Here is a 16,968-nt window from a genome sequence, read left to right as displayed (position 1 = left end):
CCGATGATGGTGCGCCGTCCGCGCCGCATCCTCGACTCGACACAAAGACGAGAGAGGTAGGCCCATGAAAGTCCGGTCGATAGCACCGCCAGTGGCGTTGATAAACGCAGTGCAACGCGGCCGCCATCACCTGTTGCGGCTGCATCAGTCACTTGTTCCCGCGCAGGTCGCGATGGCCGAGCTCATCATCGGCGCCAATACGGCCCACGCCATGTCCGTTGCGGCCGACCTGCGCATCGCGGATGCACTTGCCGACGGGCCTCTCGGGCTGCACGAGTTGGCGGACAGGGTCGGCGCCAATCCGGACGCGCTGGGCCGGTTGCTTCGCGTGCTGATCAGCCGGGGTGTCTTCCGCCGTCGCCGCGACGGGCGCTACGACCTGACGGCGCTTGCCCGCACCCTGCGGTGGGAGGCGCCGGACTCAATGGCGGACTTCGCCCGCTTCGAAGGCTCGCCGGAGCACCGCGAGCATTGGAGCCACTGCCTGGATGCAATCCGTACCGGTGAGGCAGTCGTTCCCACGTTGCGTGGCATGGAGGCTTTCGACTGGCTCGAGACACAGGGTGAACTCAATCGCGTGTTCAACGCGGCCATGACGAACATCTCCGAGTTGGCTGCGGGAGCGGTGTCTTCCGCTTACGACTTCGCCGGCTATCACACCATCGTGGATGTCGCCGGCGGGCACGGGCGGCTACTGGCAGGCATCCTGTCAGCGACTCCAACCGCGACGGGCGTCCTCTTCGACCTGCCGCATGTGGTTGCGGGCGCCGGCCCGCTGTTGCGCGATCACGGTGTCGCAGAGCGCGTGCGAATCGCCGAAGGTTCGTTCTTCGACGCGGTTCCCGACGGCGGGGACCTCTATGTGCTGAAGAACATCATCCACGACTGGCCCGACGACGAGGCCCGCCAGATTCTCAAAACGGTGCGCGCGGCGACCCGGACAGGGACGGCCGTCGCACTGATCGAGTGCGTGATACCGCCGCACGATCGAGACTTTCTCGCCAAAACGATGGATCTGGAGATGCTCATCTACAACGCGGGCCGGGAACGCACCGCCGACGAGTATCGAAATCTGCTGCAGCAGTCAGGTTTTCAGATGACTCGTGTGGTGCCGACACGCTCGCCCCTCAGCATTGTAGAGGCGAAGGCCGCCTGATCAGACCCCGCTCTGTGCGCCGTGGAAGACGGCTTCGACGTTGTTGCCGTCCGGGTCGCGGACGAACGCGCCGAAGTAACCGGGGTGGTACTGGGGCCACAGCCGGGGCGCGTGCAGAGATTCGGCACCCGTTTCGAGAGCGGCGTCATAAAAGGCCTTGACCGCGTCGGTGTCTGCGGCCTGGAACGCGACGTGGTTTTCGCGGTTGGGCCCCGACGCGTCGCCGGCGCTCATGTCGGCGATCCAGAAGTCGGGCTTGCCGTCCTTGCCGTATCCGATGGCGACCTGGAAGTCCATCTGCCGGGTGTAGCCCAACACGCCGAGGACCTTGTCGTAGAACGCCTTCGCTTTGTCCCAGTCCGCGCAGTTGATTCCGATGTGGTCAATCACGGGCTCATCCTGGCACGTGGCGCCGACAGCGATGAACGCTCGCGTGAAGAGCAGAAGCAAAAGTCGTACATTCAGCTAATGGCGTACGACTCCGGAGCCGCGCCGGCGGCGACATATGACCTGATCATTCGTCACGGCACCATCGTCGACGGACTCGGCGGCCGGCCGTACGTCGGCGACGTCGCGGTCTCGGACGGGGTGATCGCCGCCGTCGGCGTGGTGGACGGCACCGGGACACGCGAGATCGACGCGACAGGCCTGCTCGTCACCCCCGGCTTCATCGATCTGCACACGCACTACGACGGACAGGCCATCTGGTCGGACCGGATGACACCGTCGTCGGCGCACGGCGTCACCACCGCGGTGATGGGCAACTGCGGCGTCGGCTTTGCGCCGTGCCGGTCCGATGACCACGAGGTGCTCGTCGATGTGATGGCGGGTGTGGAGGACATCCCCGGTGTCGTGATGGTCGACGGCCTGCCATGGGACTGGGAGACGTTCCCGCAGTATTTGGACGCGCTGGACTCGCGGCAACGTGACATCGACGTCGCCGCGTACCTACCGCATTCGCCCCTGCGGGTGTATGTGATGGGCCAGCGCGGTGCGGACCGCGAGCCCGCGACGCCCGAAGACCTGGACCGGATGAAGGCGTTGGCGCGCGAAGCCATTGAGGTCGGCGCGCTCGGGTTCGCGTCGTCGCGGTTCTCGTTCCACAAGACCGCGAGCGGCGAGCTGATCCCGACGTACAACGCTGCGCAGGCCGAGATCGACGCGATCGCATCCGGTGTCGCCGAAGGCGGCGGCGGGCTCATCCAATTCGTGCCCGACATCGCCGCCGGCGGTTATGCCAATGTGCTGCAACAGGTTTTCGAGGCCGCGCAGGACAACGGGTTGCCTGTGACGTTCACGCTGGCGACTGGCAACTCGGGCGATCCGATCTGGCCGGACGCGATCACGCTGATCGAGAAGTACAACTCGGTCGGCAATCCGGATACCACGATCACGGCCCAAATGTTCCCGCGCCCAATCGGTTTGGTGATCGGGCTGGAGCTGACAGGAAATCCGTTCGTGTTCTACCCCAGCTATCAGGAGATCGCGAATCTGCCGCTGGCCGAACGCGTCGCCGAGATGCGCAAGCCCGAGGTGCGGGCTCGCATCCTTGCCGACAAGCCTGCCGATGGCGGGCATCCGCTGCTCTACCTGGCACAGGCCTGGAATTGGATCTTCCCGTTGACCGAGAATCCCGACTACGAGCCGGATCCGTCGACGTCCATTGCCGCGCGGGCGCAGGCACGCGGCGTCAGCCCCATGGAGGAGGCGTACGACCGACTACTCGACGATGACGGCCACGCCATGCTGCTGGTGGCGATGGCGAACTTCGAGAACAACTCCCTTGACACCGTCGGCGAATTGATCCGCCGCGACGACGTCGTGCTCGGCCTCGGCGACGGCGGTGCGCACTACGGAATGATTTGCGATGCAAGCTATCCGACGTTCCTGCTGGCGCACTGGGCCCGCGACCGGCAGAAGGGTCGGCTAGATGTGCCCGACGCGGTTCGCATGATGACGTCGGTGCCTGCCCGGGTCGCAGGGCTGGCCGATCGCGGCCGAATTGCCGTGGGCTACAAGGCCGATCTGAATGTCATCGACCATGCGGCGCTGCGGCTACACAAACCGATCATCACCCACGACCTGCCCGCCGGAGGACGTCGCCTGGACCAGACTGCCGACGGCTATGTCGCGACCGTCGTCGCCGGCGAAGTGATCGCGGAGAACGGCGTGCCGACGGCCGCACGTCCCGGCCGCCTGGTGCGCGGCCGCCAACCGGCACCGGTCGCCTAAGCCCAGATATCGCCGATGGCAGGCGCGTTAGCGGCGAGGCCCGTCTTGGGTATCCCGTACATCTCCTCAACGGTGGACAGCACGTTGTAGTGGCTGATCGGCTCGGGGTAGATACCGGGCCGGACGTGCGCTCCGTAGATCACTGTCGGGATCTGATTGTTGGCTCCGTTATCGTCCTCGTCCCAGGTGACGATCAGCAGGCTGTTGTTGGTGACAGCCCAATTCGCGTAGCGGGTCAGGTTGTTCGCGAGCCACGTGTCGGCCTGGGCAATCGTGCCGTCGTGCATGTCGTTGTCGAGATTTGGGATGACGAACGAAACCGTGGGCAGGCTCGCGTAGTCGGTGCGTGCGTTGAACGCACCGAACGGCACCGACGTCTCGGGCGGCACGTTGGTGAAGTTGGCCCACGGCGCGTGCTTTCTGGCGTACTTGCCCGCGGCGCACACAGGCGATCCCACTGCAGGGAGGTCTTCGGAGAAGCCCGTGAACGAGTAGCCGGCCGCGATCAGTTCGGCGCCGAGATTCGGCGCGTGCCCCGCGTTGACCGGACAGGCATCGGAGGTCAGCCCAAAGGTGCTCCCCGAGAACAATGCAAGATAGTTGGGCTCGCTCGGATGCGTCTCCGCGTACGACTGCGTCATCAGTGCGCCGTTGGCGGCCAACTGATTCATGAACGGCGCGGACTTGTTGCCGAGCACGTTGGCGCTGGAGTGGTTCTCCTCGACGACGATCACAATGTGCGCAGGAGCGGGAATGGCTTGCGCGACCGCCTCGGGAGCATGCACAGCCACGACCATCGCGGCGGCGGCGGCTGCGCAATATTGCCAGCACCTCATGACCGCAGTGTAGGACTACTCTCAGCCCATGAGCGTCAAGGTGGACCTCGACCAGTTGGCCGACGCGCTGGCCGACTTCACGTTCGCGTACCTGATCACGGTCGGCGACGACTACCGCGCCCACACCGTTGCGGCCCAACCGATCCTCAGCGACGGCATTCTCGATGTCGGTGCCATCGGCAACACCACACGTAGGAACGTCGACCAACACAATGGCGTCACCCTCGTGTGGCCGCCGAGCCAGCCCGGCGGTTACACGCTGATCGTTGACGGTCTCGGCACGGCGGGCGAAACCCTGACGGTCACGCCCACGCGCGCAGTGCTGCACCGACCCGCCACAGCCGAGACGCCCGCGACGAACCCAGGCTGCCTGCACGACTGCGTCCCACTCGAAGGCAAATCGACGTAATCCTTGTCTTATTAGTTGATTTTCTTGTCCATTGGGTGCATGCTGGCAAGCATGATTGACACTCAATACTCCACCGGCTTGTCACGCCAAGGCATCGAACGTGCGCTCGTGGCTGCAGGTTTGGATCTCACCCAGCTGCAGCCCGCAGACCTTGCGCCGCTTGAGGATTTCCACACCATGGGCCGCATCGCCACGCACCAACTGGTGGACCTGCTGGACCTAACCCGTGACCACCGTGTGCTCGACGCCGGCAGCGGCGTCGGCGGTACGGCTCGTTTCATCGCAGCCGGCAGCGGCTGTCGGGTCACCGCAGTCGATCTGACCGACGAATACTGCGAAACGGCCCGCTGGCTCAACGGGCTCGTCGGACTGGACGACCGGATATCCGTTCGGCAGGCAGACGTCACCGCCCTGCCCTTCGCCGACACCACCTTCGACGTCGTCTTCAGCCAGCACGTGCAGATGAATGTGGCCGACAAAGGCCGGCTGTACGGCGAAGCGCGCCGGGTACTGGCCGACGGATGCCGACTTGCACTGTGGGACATCGTCTCTGGCGACACTGGCGAACTCAGCTACCCGTTACCGTGGGCTGATCAGCCAGCGCAAAGCCACCTTGTCAATGCCGACGCGTTGCGGACCGCCATCGAGTCGGCGGGGTTCACGATCGACCACTGGGCCGATCTGACCTCGGATGCGGCCGCGTTGATGCAGGCGCTATTGGCACTACCCACGAATCCCCTTGGGCTGCATGCATTCGTCGCCGACTTCGAGACCAAGGCCAAGAACCTGACGGCCGCGCTCGCAGACGGCCGACTGCGGACCATTCAGGGTGTGGCGCGTGCGACCTAGTCCTCGCCGAGCGTGGGCTTGTGTCACGCGCTGGCGCGAAAATGCGTGCGGGTAACCCACGTTCGCGCCGGGAAGGGTACGAAAAAGCCCGGGGTGCCGAAGCACACCCGGGCTTTTTCGTAAAGGGACTTAGAAGTCCATGCCGCCCATGCCGCCGGTCGGGTCGGCCGCACCAGCCGGAGCCTTCTCCGGCTTGTCGGCGACGACCGCCTCGGTGGTCAGGAACAGCGCCGCGATGGACGCCGCGTTCTGCAGCGCCGAACGCGTCACCTTGACCGGGTCAGCGACGCCGGCCTTCAGCAGGTCCTCGTACTCACCGGTGGCGGCGTTCAGGCCGGTGCCGGCAGCAGAGTTGCGGACCTTCTCGGCGACGACGCCGGGCTCCAGGCCGCCGTTGAAGGCGATCTGCTTGAGCGGGGCCTCGAGCGCCACGCGAACGATGTTCGCGCCGGTGGCCTCGTCACCGGTGAGGTTGAGCTCCTCCAGCGCAGGCGCGGACTGCAGCAGGGCCACGCCACCGCCGGCGACGATGCCCTCCTCGACTGCCGCCTTCGCGTTGCGAACGGCGTCCTCGATGCGGTGCTTGCGCTCCTTGAGCTCCACCTCGGTGGCGGCACCGGCCTTGATCACCGCAACACCGCCGGCCAGCTTGGCCAGGCGCTCCTGCAGCTTCTCGCGGTCGTAGTCGGAGTCGCTGTTCTCGATCTCGGAGCGGATCTGCGCAACGCGGCCAGCGATGGCCTCGCTGTCGCCGGCACCTTCGACGATCGTGGTCTCGTCCTTGGTGATGACGACCTTGCGCGCGCTGCCCAGCAGCGAGACATCGGCGTTCTCGAGCGAGAGGCCGACCTCTTCGCTGATGACCTGACCACCGGTGAGGATGGCCATGTCCTGCAGCATCGCCTTGCGGCGGTCACCGAAGCCCGGGGCCTTGACGGCGACGGACTTGAAGGTGCCACGGATCTTGTTGACGACGAGCGTGGACAGCGCCTCGCCCTCGACGTCCTCGGCGATGATCAGCAGCGGCTTGCCCGACTGGATGACCTTCTCCAGCAACGGAAGCAGGTCCTTGACCGTCGAGATCTTCGAGCTGACGAGCAGGATGTAGGGATCCTCGAGGACCGCTTCCTGACGCTCGGCGTCGGTCACGAAGTAACCCGAGATGTAGCCCTTGTCGAAGCGCATGCCCTCGGTCAGCTCGAGCTGCAGGCCGAAGGTGTTGGACTCCTCGACGGTGATGACACCCTCGTTGCCGACCTTGTCCATGGCCTCGGCGATCAGCTCACCGATCTGGACGTCGCCGGCCGAGATCGCGGCGGTGGCAGCGATCTGCTCCTTGGTCTCGACCTCCTTGGCCGACTTGAGCAGCGTCTCGGTGATCTTCTCGACGGCCTTCTCGATGCCGCGCTTGAGGCCGAGCGGGTTGGCGCCGGCCGCGACGTTGCGCAGGCCCTCGCGAACGAGTGCCTGAGCGAGCACGGTGGCGGTGGTGGTGCCGTCGCCGGCGACGTCGTCGGTCTTCTTGGCAACTTCCTTGACCAGCTCAGCGCCGATCTTCTCGTAGGGATCCTCCAGCTCGATCTCCTTGGCGATGGACACGCCATCGTTGGTGATCGTGGGAGCGCCCCACTTCTTCTCCAGGACGACGTTGCGACCCTTGGGGCCCAGCGTCACCTTTACCGCATCGGCGAGGCTGTTCAAGCCCCGCTCGAGGCCGCGACGGGCCTCTTCGTCATACGCAATTGTCTTAGCCATTGCGAAGTGTTTCCTCCGGATTGGGGATGCACGTCTTGTTGGTCGGGCGCAGTGCCCGCGACGGACGGCTGGGGATGTGCTCCGCGAGTGCGGCCCCGGCCTCACCGTCCCGACCTAGCACTCACCGGTCGCGAGTGCCAACTGCATTCTTAGCACTCGACCAGGGCGAGTGCAAGGTCACCTAGGCGGCGTTCACTTGCGGCGCAAGCCGTCGAGCACCACCTCGGTCAGCCGCTCGGCCGCCTCGGCGTTATACGTCTGGATCGCCTGCGCCCCGACCAGGAGGGCCTTCACGTCACGCACATCGAGATCGCGCCGGACCGTGCCCGCCTTCTGCCCTGCTCGCAGCAGGTCCCCGAGCAGCCCGAGGAACGCATCCTCGGCGTCGGGCACGGCGGCCTTGACGTCGACGCCGAGGCCGGCGAGTGCTTCGGCCAGGCCTCGATCCGTCGCCCCCCACTGCAGCACCATCGACCGAAGGAAAGCGAACAGCGCATCGCCGGGGTCCGCGGAAGCCAGCAGCGCACGGCCGTCGTCGACGATGCGGTTGATGCGGTCCTCGATCACCGCCCGATACAGATCCTCCTTGGTGGGGAAGTGCCGGTACACGGTTCCCGCCCCGACCCCGGCGCGACGAGCGATCTCATCGATCGGCACCCCAAGGCCCTCGGCGGCGAACGTCTCGTAGGCGACCTGCAGCACCCGCGCACGGTTGCGCGCCGCGTCGGCCCGTAACGGCCGGGCGGTTTCGGTCATCTCTCACCTCGGGAATAGATAAGCGGGGCGCGCGTTCCGTATAGTCGTCATCAAACGGAGCGTCCGCCCCGTTTACCGATTGTAGGAGATCCCTCATGGGCAAGTGGACAACTGCCGACATTCCCGACCAGACCGGCCGCACGGCCGTCGTCACCGGCGCCAACACCGGCCTCGGTTACGAGACCGCGACCGCGCTCGCCGCGAAGGGAGCACACGTCGTACTCGCCGTGCGCAACCTCGAGAAGGGCAAGGCCGCCGCCGACCTCATCGCTCGCGCGCAGTCCGGCGCCAGTGTGGCCATTCAGGAGCTCGACCTGACGTCGCTGGATTCCATTCGCGCGGCCGCCGACCAGCTGCGCGCCGACTACGACTCCATCGATCTGCTGATCAACAACGCGGGTGTGATGATGACGCCGAAGTCGACCACCAAAGATGGCTTCGAATTGCAGTTCGGCACAAATCATTTGGGCCACTTCGCGCTGACCAACCTGGTACTAGATCGCGTGCTGGCCGCCCCCGGCTCACGGGTCGTCACCGTCAGCAGCGTGGGCCATCGCTTCGCGCGCCGCGGCATCCGTTTCGACGATCTACAGTCGGAACGCAGCTACAGCCGCGTCGGCGCCTACGGCCAAGCCAAGCTGGCCAACCTGATGTTCACCTATGAACTCCAGCGCCGGCTGCAAGGCACCAACACCATCGCCGTCGCCGCACATCCCGGTGGCTCCAACACAGAGTTGGCCCGCAACCTGCCACCGGTGGTCGCGGTCGCCACCCGACTCCTCGAACCGTTGATGCAGGGCGCTGACATGGGTGCGCTGCCGACGCTGCGCGCGGCAACCGATCCCGGCGTGATCGGCGGGCAGTACTACGGCCCCGACGGATTCGGCGAGCAGCGAGGCTACCCGAAGGTCGTCGCGTCAAGCGCTGTCTCGCACGACGTGGCCGCGCAGCGCAGGCTGTGGGCGGTGTCCGAGGAACTGACGGCGGTGGTGTCGCCGGTCGGCTGAGCCGAGCTGGGCCACAGGCGATTCCCAGCAGCAGCGGCCACAGTGAAGCGGTGACTGCTCCTGGGCTGGGTCTGCTGTCGCTATCCGGGTTCGACGACCCGGGATGGCTGGTCGTGCTGATTGCTCCTGCGGCGCTCCTGGGGGTCTACGTGGCCGCCCAGGGGCGCCGCAGGCAGCGGATGCGGCGGTTCGCCGATCCGGCCGCCGCCTCGATCACGCCGAACCGTCCATCGCCCTGGCGGCACCTGCCGATTGCGCTGTTGCTGATCGCCCTCGTGCCGCTGACCGTGGCACTAGCCCAACCCACCCGAGATGTTCGTGTGCCGCGCGACCGCGCGGTGATCATGCTCGTCATCGACGTATCCCAATCGATGCTCGCCACCGACGTGACGCCGAACCGGCTCACCGCCGCCGAGCACGCTGCGCAGGATTTCGCGAAGCAAGTGACGCCGGGAGTGAACCTCGGCCTCATCGCATTCGCGGGCAGTCCCAACGTCCTGGTCGCCCCCAGCCCCGATCACCAGCTGACTGTCGCGGCCCTCGACAAGCTGAAGCCCGACGACAGGACCGCCACAGGCCAAGCGATTTTCTCTGCGCTGCAATCGATTCAGACCCTCAATGCGGTGCTGAAAGGACCCGATGACAAGCCTGCACCCGCGACCATCGTGCTGCTGTCCGACGGCAAAGAGAACACACCCGATAACCCCAACGCCCCGCAGGGCGCCTACACCGCCGCCCGCGCCGCAAGGCAACAGGGCGTCACCATTTCCACCATCGCGTTCGGGACGCCAACCGGCAGCGTCGAACTCAAGAACCAAACCATTCCCGTTCCGGTCGACGACGAGATGATGAAGGCGATCGCGAACCTCTCAGGCGGCCAAACATCTTCAGCTGCAACCATTGACGAGCTCAGCCGTAACTTTCACGCCGCCGAAGACCAACTGGGCTACCGGATTGAGCGGGGACCCGCCAGCGCGGGATGGCTACGGCTGGCCGTCATCCTCGCCACCGCCGGAGCAGTGCTCGGGCTGCTGATCAATCGCCGACTGCCCACCTAATCCGGCAGCCGCCTGTTGAGCATCGCCGCCGCTGCGAGCGCGACAATCAAGACCAACGCTCCCAACCGAATCCATGCTGCGCTGGCATCGCCGGCAATCGTCTCGAAGCCGATGTTGCGCTGCAGTGTCGAATACACGCTGTTGAGCGTGTCCAGGCTGTCGGCGTGGAATGCCTGCCCGCCCGAAATCTCACTGATCCGTTGCAATGTCGAGTCGTCGACGGGAACGGGGATTTCTTGATCGTTGAGCGTGACGGTGCCGTCGGGTGTGCCGAATGAGATCGTCGAGATTTCCACGCCCTGTTCCTTCGCGGCGTGCGCAGCGGTGAAGGCGCCGCGCGGAGCATCGGGCTCGCCGGGCACCGTTTCCTTCCCATCGGATTCAAGGACGATGCGCGCAGGCGGCGGACCGTCTCCGCCGCCAAGGACGGCGGTGGTTGCCGCGATCGCCTGCAGCGCGGTGAAGATTCCCTCGCCGGTCGCGGTGCGTTCGGCAGCCTTGAGCGTGTCGATGGCGGCCTTGACGGCATCACGGTCGGTGGTCGGCGCCATCAATAGTGTTGCATTACCCGCGAATTCGACCAAGCCCAGGTTGATTCCTGGGGTCAGCTCGTCGGCGAATCGCTTGCCCGCCTCCTTGGCTGCCGCCAGCCTGTTCGGCGCGACGTCCGTCGCCACCATTGACTCTGACACGTCGATGACGAGCATCACGACCGCACGGTTGCGCGGCACGCGAAGGTCATGTGTCGGGCCCGCCATCGCGGTCGTCAACAATGCCAGGGACGCGACGAGCAGCGCCGCGGGCAGGTGTCGCCAGCGGCGCCGGCGCGGCCGGACCACCGATTGCAGCAAGTCGAGATTGGCGAACCGCATCACCCGTCGCCGCCGTGCGCGTTGCGCCACGACGTAGGCCGCCGCCATCACCGCCACCGCGAGGAAGAACAGCAAAAACCAGGCGTTGGTGAACCCGGACACCGAAAGTGTGCCCAGCACAGGGATGGTCATCGGCGACCCATCCGATCGCGTAGTTGCGGATCGTGTTCCCACCACAGGCCCGACGGCGCCTCGGCCATCTCGAGTTCAGCGTCGACGGCCGTCGCCCGCTCGCGTTCATCGGCCGAGAAGAGACGCATCAGCACGATGATGAACGAGACGCCGAGCACATCACCGACGATCCACAGGATGCCTGCGCCGATCGATTGATCGACGCGCATGCTCGGCCCCCACTGTCTGCCCGCGTAGTAGTCGGCGGCGATCAGGGGCCCGAGCCACAACACGATGCCCAGTAACCCGTCGCCAATCGACTCGACGATGCTGATGACGAGTGAGATCAGCTGCGAATACCGGCGCGGCACCGGGTCAGCCTGCAGCCGGGCATAGAAGTAGCCAAAACCAATCAGCAGCAACAACAGTCGCGTCGCCGCCCCCACGATCCCGCTACGCAGAGCGGCGACGTACCACGGTGTGAGGTACAGCAGCCACGGCGTGGCAAGCATCGCCACCGACGTCGCCGTTGGATGAAAGAGGACGCGCGCCGCTGGCGTCGTGACTGCGCGGTTCATACGCAATGCCGTCACCGGCCTTCCCATCGCGAGGAAGAACGGAATGACGAACAGCAGCAGCAACACCTGCAGCGCCCGCACCCAGAACAGCGTGCCGGCGTACACGCCGATCACGCTCATGGTCGCCGCAGCCAACCAAACGACGCCGATGCCAAAACACCACGCGTGCTTGCGCGTCAACACCTCGCATCTTCGCCATGCCCGACCGTAGCCAACGCTCAACACGATGACCGCCAGGACAGCCCCGGTGTCCCACTGCCAGTGCGTGAGCGACACGGACCACGTCAGCGGCACATGCGCCGGATCCATGCACGCACTATGCGCCGTCGACCTGTAAGTGCCCTGTGCGTAGGAGACGTCAGCGCAGCAACCAGATCAGGCTGCCGACACCGGCGACGGTGCAATAGATCGCGAACGGCGTCAGCGTTCGGGTTTCGAAGTACCGGGTCAGGAACCGCACGGCCAGGTACGCGGCGACGAACGATGCGACGCTGCCAGCGAGCACCTGGCCGTGGATGCCCTCGCCCAGCGGACCGAACAGGTCGGGAACCTTCAGCACACCGGCCGCAAGGATCACCGGCGTGGCGAGCAGAAACGAAAACCGGGCCGCCTCTTCATGATTGAGGCCACGCCACAGCCCGGCCACCATCGTGATCCCCGATCGGCTGATACCGGGCAGCAGCGCCAGAATCTGCGCGCAGCCGATCAGCACGCCCTGCCCCATCGACAGTCGTGCAATGCGTTCGTCGGGCGGCGCCAGCGCGCTGTCTTCCGGGGTGCCACCCACCACCGCGGGTGCGCGGCGGCGCAACCGCTCCCCGGCATACAGCACGATGCCGTTGGCAGCCAGAAACGCCGCAGCCGGTATCGGACGGCCCAGCGTGGTCCGAAACAGGTGCTCGAGCGCAAGTCCGGCGATCCCGACGGGGATTGTCGCCAGCACGATCAGCCAAGCCAGGCGTTCTGCCGTCGTGCTCACCCGGCGATAGCGCACAGACGTGACGAAACCGCCGATGATCGCCACCCAGTCGCGCCAGAAAAACACCAGCAACGCCGCAGCGGTTGCCACGTGCAAGCCCACGATGAACGCGAGATACGGCGACTCCGGTGCGGACACGTCGAGGTCCTGTGCCCACCGCCCCCCGACCAGGGCAGGGACCAACACCGAATGCCCGAGGCTCGACACGGGAAACAACTCGGTGACGCCCTGAAACGCGCCCACCACAACGGCTTCGACATAACTGAGGTGACTGCTCATCCGCGATTGCCTACCACGGCTCTACGATTTTCAGCGACACGGCAGGAACCGTCCAGGTTCATTACTGGACCGTTTGGCCATCGAGTGAAACGAACTCCCAGCCAGCTGCGTGCATCGCGGTGATCGCGTCGCCGATCCCGGCGGCGGTGCCCGACTCCGGATGGTTCATGTGGGCCAGCACGATCGAGCCCGGCGCCGCGCCGACGACCGCCGATCGAACAGCCGCCGCGGACGCCTTCGCGCCATTGTCGCCGTTCACGGAGAAGCCGAGTGGCTGCTGGCCGAGCTCGCGCACGATCTCAACGGCGACGTCGTCGTAGTGGGCTGTGCCGGGCCGGAACCAGGTCGGCGCTCTCCCCGTCAGCGCGGTGATCTTGTCGTGATTGGTCCACACCTCTTGCACCACCTCATCGCTCGAGCGAGTCCCGGCGATGCCGTACGCGGATCGCCCGGTGACAGACAGCGGAACATGACGTGCGCCGTGATTGCCGATGTCGAACAACGGATTTGCGGCCAATTGTGCAGCGCGGCCGGGATTGGCGTCGATCCACTTCGCACAGAAGAACAACACGGCTGGAATACCGTTGCGCTGGAGCGTGTTCAGCAACGCCTCGTCGCATGCTCCTCTGCAGGCGTCGAAGGTCAGCGCAATTTGTTTCCCGTTGGGGGCGAACGTCGTGGCGACACCGGGCAACGCGATGCCCCATTGAGTTGGCATCCGGCCGCGGTTGAGCGTCGCGACCGCCGCAGGGTCTGGGTCGAGCGGCGCCGCGGCCGCTGATGGTGCGCCGAGGCCGACGGCCACTACCGAACCCGCAACGGTAGCCATGAACGCCCGCCGACTCAGCACGCGCGCAGGCTAGCGCTCGTAGCTGAACGCGAGCTGTCATCGGGATGTCGCGCGGTCGCCGACGCTCTGGCACGCTGGGATGCGATGTCTCTGATCGTGCCGCCCTATCCCCCGCCCCGGTACACCAAGGACCAGCCTGAGGTCAGCGCCCGGCTTCGGCGAGGCGACGAGGCGCCGGATCACGACTCGTTCGGCCTCGTGAAGTACCACTATCTGGCCAACCAACAGGCCACCGACGGCGACTATGGGCTCTACCGGGTGGAGATCGCACCGAAGGGCGGCGGACCGGGCCCGCACTTTCACCGTGCGATGTCCGAGGCGTTCTTCGTGTTGTCGGGCACCATCAAGCTGTACGACGGCACCGACTGGGTCGACGGGCAGCCGAACGACTTCCTCTACGTTCCGCCCGGCGGGATCCACGGTTTTCGCAATGAGGCCGACGAGCCGACGTCGATCTTGATGCTGTTTGCTCCCGGCGCGCCGCGAGAGCACTACTTCGAGGGCATGGCCAAGCTCGGCGAGATGTCCGACGACGAGCGTCGCGAATGGCTCATCGCCAACGACAACTTCTTCATCGAATAGCGGACGCCGCCAACCGCTTCGCCAGGTATGGCGCAGTGCGGCTCCGTTTCGCACGTGCAACCTTCGCCGGTGGTCCGGTGACCACGACCCGACCGCCGTCATTCCCCGCGCCAGGCCCCAGATCGATCACCCAGTCCGCGCCCGCGACCATCCGCATGTCATGTTCGGCCACCACGACGGTATTGCCTGCGTCGACCAGACGGTGCAGTTGTCGATCGAGTAGATCCACATCGGCGGGGTGCAGGCCGGTGGTCGGTTCGTCGAGGACGTAGAGGGTATGGCCGCGCCGAGGCCGCTGCAGTTCGGACGCCAGCTTGATCCGCTGGGCCTCGCCGCCCGACAGCTCGGTCGCGGGCTGCCCGAGACGCAGATATCCCAGCCCGACCTCCTGAAGTGTGGTGAGACTGCGAGCAGCAGGCACGACGTCGGCGAGGAACTCCGCGGCCTCGTCGACGGTCATCGCGAGCACGTCGGCGATCGTCCGATCCCGATACCGCACCTCCAGCGTCTGCTCGGAGTAGCGCGCGCCCTGACACGCCGGACATGTGGCGTATGTGCCAGGCAGAAACAGCAACTCCACCGAGACGAACCCCTCCCCCTGACAGGTTGGGCACCGCCCTTCGGCCACGTTGAACGAAAACCTGCCCGCGGTCCACCCGCGGCGACGCGCCTTCGGGGTCGCGGCGAATTCGCGGCGCACGGCGTCGAACAGGCCGGTGTAGGTCGCTAGCGTCGACCGCGGTGTGCGTCCGATTGGGCGCTGGTCGACCGACACCAGTCGGTTGATCTCCTCAACTCCCTCAGCCGTCACGCCGACGCTCGCGTCGTGGTCGAGATCGATTATCCCCGTGCCGGATTCGTCATCGTCGGATTCGGCCGACTCGGTTGCGCGGCCCGTTCCGAGGTGGTTGCTGACGACGTCGCCGAGAACCTTGACGACGAGCGTCGACTTTCCTGAGCCAGACACACCGGTGACCGCCGTGTACACCCCCAGCGGCAGGTCCACGTCGACGTCTTTCAGATTGTGAAAGTTGATGCCGCGCAACCGCAACCGCCCCGTCTGCGTGCGGGGATCACGAGATGGCGGCTCTGCCCCGTCGAACAGATACCGGCGCGTAATCGACTCCTCGACGCCTGCGAGATCCGGCACCGGTCCGCTGTAGAGTACGTCCCCGCCGAGTTCACCGGCCCCTGGTCCGACGTCGACGATCCAATCGGCACGACGGACGACGTCCATGTCATGCTCGACGACGAATAGCGAATTGCCCGCTCGCCGTAGGCGATCGAGCACATCGAGTAGTGGTTCGGCGTCGGCAGGGTGCAGACCTGCCGACGGCTCGTCAAGGACGTAGAGCACTCCGAAAAGGCCGGCTCGCAGCTGCGTGGCCAGCCGCAATCGCTGCAATTCGCCGGGTGACACCGTCGGCGTGCGGCGGCTGAGCGTGAGATACCCGAGACCGAGATCGATGAGTATCTGCAGGCGTGCAACCAGGTCAGCGGCGATCATGGTCGCCACTTCGGTCAGCTCACCGGATTGCGTGGACTCGTAGGCGGCGGCGGCGTCGGTTCGAGAAGCGGTGGGTCGCAAGGTATTCGCGAGGTCCGTCAACGGCATTGTCGCGTAATCTGCGATCGTACGCCCGGCGAATGTCACCTTCAGCGCCTCCGGCCGCAACCCGGAACCCTGGCACACAGGGCAGTCGACACTGTCGACGAACTGCAGCACGCGGCGACGCATCATCGCGCTATGCGAGTTCGCCAACGTGTGACGGACATGGCGCTCGGCGCTCGAGAACGTGCCGTTGTAGTAATAATCGGCCTGCACGGGATGCTGACCCGGATCGATCTCGACAGTCGGCTGTTCGTCGGTGAACAGAATCCAATCGCGTTGCCGCTTAGGAAGCTTCCGCCATGGCTTGTCGATGTCATATCCGAGAGTGATGAGGATGTCACGCAGATTTTGGCCCTGCCAGGCACCCGGCCAGGCTGCGACGGCGCCCTCTCGGATGGTCAGCGACGGATCCGGTACCAGCGTCTCTTCGGTCACCCGGTGGATGCGTCCCAGCCCGTGACATTCGGGGCACGCCCCGACCGCGGTGTTCGGGGAGAAGGCGTCGGAGTCCAGACGTTCCGTGGCGTCGCGCGGGTAGGTCCCGGCGCGGGAGAACAACATCCGCAGCAGGTTCGACAGGGTGGTGACGGTGCCGACGGTCGACCGTGAGGTGGCCGAACCCCGGCGCTGTTGCAGCGCGACAGCGGGCGGTAGCCCGGTGATGTCATCTACCTTTGGCGCGCCGGTTGGCAACAGCAGGCGTCGGGCATACGGAGCGACCGATTCGAAGTAGCGGCGCTGAGCCTCGGCATAAATGGTCCCGAAGGCGAGCGAAGACTTGCCGGAACCAGAGATCCCGGTGAATACGACCAGCGCGTCACGCGGCGCGACTACGTCGACTCCCCGTAGATTGTGGACCCGCGTCCCGTAAACGCGTACGCAAGGGTCGATGTCGTCAGTGCTTGGGTAGGACGTAGGAGTCATTGTGGCCAGATGGGTACCCATCTGGCCGCAGCGCAAGCATCATGTTTGCTGCTCGAGGAGCGGGCCACACAGCTAGGTCGCTTCCGCGCTTGTCCGGAGATTACCGTGAAGCCGCTTGTGGCC

Annotated in this window: 16 protein-coding genes; 7 read left to right on the top strand and 9 right to left on the bottom strand. The window is 65.7% G+C overall.

From position 1 onward, the window contains the following. Positions 1 to 64: 64 nt before the first annotated feature. The gene (locus MYCSM_RS02435) at positions 65 to 1,156 is read left to right on the top strand and encodes a methyltransferase (protein WP_015304541.1); all 1,092 of its coding nucleotides are present in this window, start codon (positions 65 to 67) and stop codon (positions 1,154 to 1,156) included. On the opposite strand, the gene MYCSM_RS02430 is transcribed toward MYCSM_RS02435, so the two are convergent. Then, positions 1,157 to 1,546, bottom strand: coding sequence for a VOC family protein (locus tag MYCSM_RS02430; protein WP_015304540.1), 390 nt, complete (start codon positions 1,544 to 1,546; stop codon positions 1,157 to 1,159). Positions 1,547 to 1,624: 78 nt separating this feature from the next. On the opposite strand from MYCSM_RS02430, the gene MYCSM_RS02425 reads away from it, so the two are divergent. Beyond that, positions 1,625 to 3,388 (top strand): N-acyl-D-amino-acid deacylase family protein, encoded by a 1,764-nt coding sequence (locus MYCSM_RS02425; RefSeq protein ID WP_015304539.1) that lies wholly within the window; start codon positions 1,625 to 1,627, stop codon positions 3,386 to 3,388. Here MYCSM_RS02425 and MYCSM_RS02420 read toward each other — a convergent pair. Continuing rightward, on the bottom strand, positions 3,385 to 4,185 hold the full coding sequence (locus MYCSM_RS02420; RefSeq protein WP_041311219.1) for an alkaline phosphatase family protein: 801 nt from the start codon (positions 4,183 to 4,185) through the stop codon (positions 3,385 to 3,387). The two genes, MYCSM_RS02425 and MYCSM_RS02420, sit on opposite strands and share 4 nt — an antisense overlap. Before the next feature lie 67 nt (positions 4,186 to 4,252). On the opposite strand from MYCSM_RS02420, the gene MYCSM_RS02415 reads away from it, so the two are divergent. Both MYCSM_RS02415 and MYCSM_RS02410 read left to right on the top strand, forming a co-directional pair. Further along, the gene (locus MYCSM_RS02415; protein ID WP_015304537.1) at positions 4,253 to 4,633 is read left to right on the top strand and encodes a hypothetical protein; all 381 of its coding nucleotides are present in this window, start codon (positions 4,253 to 4,255) and stop codon (positions 4,631 to 4,633) included. Positions 4,634 to 4,684: 51 nt separating this feature from the next. Further along, positions 4,685 to 5,482: a class I SAM-dependent methyltransferase gene (locus tag MYCSM_RS02410; protein WP_232425708.1), complete on the top strand. Its 798-nt coding sequence runs from the start codon at positions 4,685 to 4,687 to the stop codon at positions 5,480 to 5,482. A 129-nt stretch (positions 5,483 to 5,611) separates the two neighbouring features. On the opposite strand, the gene groL is transcribed toward MYCSM_RS02410, so the two are convergent. Then, the gene (groL, locus tag MYCSM_RS02405) at positions 5,612 to 7,237 is read right to left on the bottom strand and encodes a chaperonin GroEL (RefSeq protein WP_015304535.1); all 1,626 of its coding nucleotides are present in this window, start codon (positions 7,235 to 7,237) and stop codon (positions 5,612 to 5,614) included. Between the two features lie 192 nt (positions 7,238 to 7,429). Then, positions 7,430 to 7,993 (bottom strand): TetR/AcrR family transcriptional regulator, encoded by a 564-nt coding sequence (locus MYCSM_RS02400; RefSeq protein WP_015304534.1) that lies wholly within the window; start codon positions 7,991 to 7,993, stop codon positions 7,430 to 7,432. A gap of 95 nt (positions 7,994 to 8,088) precedes the next feature. Between MYCSM_RS02400 and MYCSM_RS02395 the strand changes: the two genes are divergently transcribed. After that, the gene (locus tag MYCSM_RS02395; RefSeq protein WP_015304533.1) at positions 8,089 to 9,000 is read left to right on the top strand and encodes an SDR family NAD(P)-dependent oxidoreductase; all 912 of its coding nucleotides are present in this window, start codon (positions 8,089 to 8,091) and stop codon (positions 8,998 to 9,000) included. Between the two features lie 50 nt (positions 9,001 to 9,050). Beyond that, on the top strand, positions 9,051 to 10,058 hold the full coding sequence (locus tag MYCSM_RS02390; RefSeq protein WP_015304532.1) for a VWA domain-containing protein: 1,008 nt from the start codon (positions 9,051 to 9,053) through the stop codon (positions 10,056 to 10,058). Here the strand turns inward: MYCSM_RS02390 and MYCSM_RS02385 are convergent. The 4 genes from MYCSM_RS02385 to MYCSM_RS02370 form a co-directional block, all read right to left on the bottom strand. Beyond that, positions 10,055 to 11,062, bottom strand: a complete 1,008-nt coding sequence (locus MYCSM_RS02385; protein WP_015304531.1) for a VWA domain-containing protein — start codon at positions 11,060 to 11,062, stop codon at positions 10,055 to 10,057. The two genes, MYCSM_RS02390 and MYCSM_RS02385, sit on opposite strands and share 4 nt — an antisense overlap. Beyond that, positions 11,059 to 11,928 (bottom strand): cytochrome c oxidase assembly protein, encoded by an 870-nt coding sequence (locus MYCSM_RS02380; protein ID WP_015304530.1) that lies wholly within the window; start codon positions 11,926 to 11,928, stop codon positions 11,059 to 11,061. The genes MYCSM_RS02385 and MYCSM_RS02380 overlap by 4 nt, the downstream gene beginning before the upstream one ends. A gap of 49 nt (positions 11,929 to 11,977) precedes the next feature. Next, positions 11,978 to 12,877: an undecaprenyl-diphosphate phosphatase gene (locus MYCSM_RS02375; protein ID WP_015304529.1), complete on the bottom strand. Its 900-nt coding sequence runs from the start codon at positions 12,875 to 12,877 to the stop codon at positions 11,978 to 11,980. 61 nt (positions 12,878 to 12,938) lie between these two features. Next, positions 12,939 to 13,727: a polysaccharide deacetylase family protein gene (locus MYCSM_RS02370; protein ID WP_041311215.1), complete on the bottom strand. Its 789-nt coding sequence runs from the start codon at positions 13,725 to 13,727 to the stop codon at positions 12,939 to 12,941. An 84-nt stretch (positions 13,728 to 13,811) separates the two neighbouring features. Here MYCSM_RS02370 and MYCSM_RS02365 point away from each other — a divergent pair, with 84 nt between their 5' ends. After that, positions 13,812 to 14,309, top strand: coding sequence for a cupin domain-containing protein (locus MYCSM_RS02365; protein ID WP_015304527.1), 498 nt, complete (start codon positions 13,812 to 13,814; stop codon positions 14,307 to 14,309). On the opposite strand, the gene MYCSM_RS02360 is transcribed toward MYCSM_RS02365, so the two are convergent. Then, the gene (locus MYCSM_RS02360; RefSeq protein ID WP_041313028.1) at positions 14,299 to 16,845 is read right to left on the bottom strand and encodes an excinuclease ABC subunit UvrA; all 2,547 of its coding nucleotides are present in this window, start codon (positions 16,843 to 16,845) and stop codon (positions 14,299 to 14,301) included. The two genes, MYCSM_RS02365 and MYCSM_RS02360, sit on opposite strands and share 11 nt — an antisense overlap. Positions 16,846 to 16,968 lie beyond the last annotated feature (123 nt).

It is taken from the genome of Mycobacterium sp. JS623 (assembly GCF_000328565.1).
In the GTDB taxonomy this organism is placed as follows: Bacteria; Actinomycetota; Actinomycetes; order Mycobacteriales; family Mycobacteriaceae; genus Mycobacterium.
The sequence above is the reverse complement of the archived record's forward strand: the minus strand, read 5'-3'. Positions and strand labels throughout refer to the sequence as shown.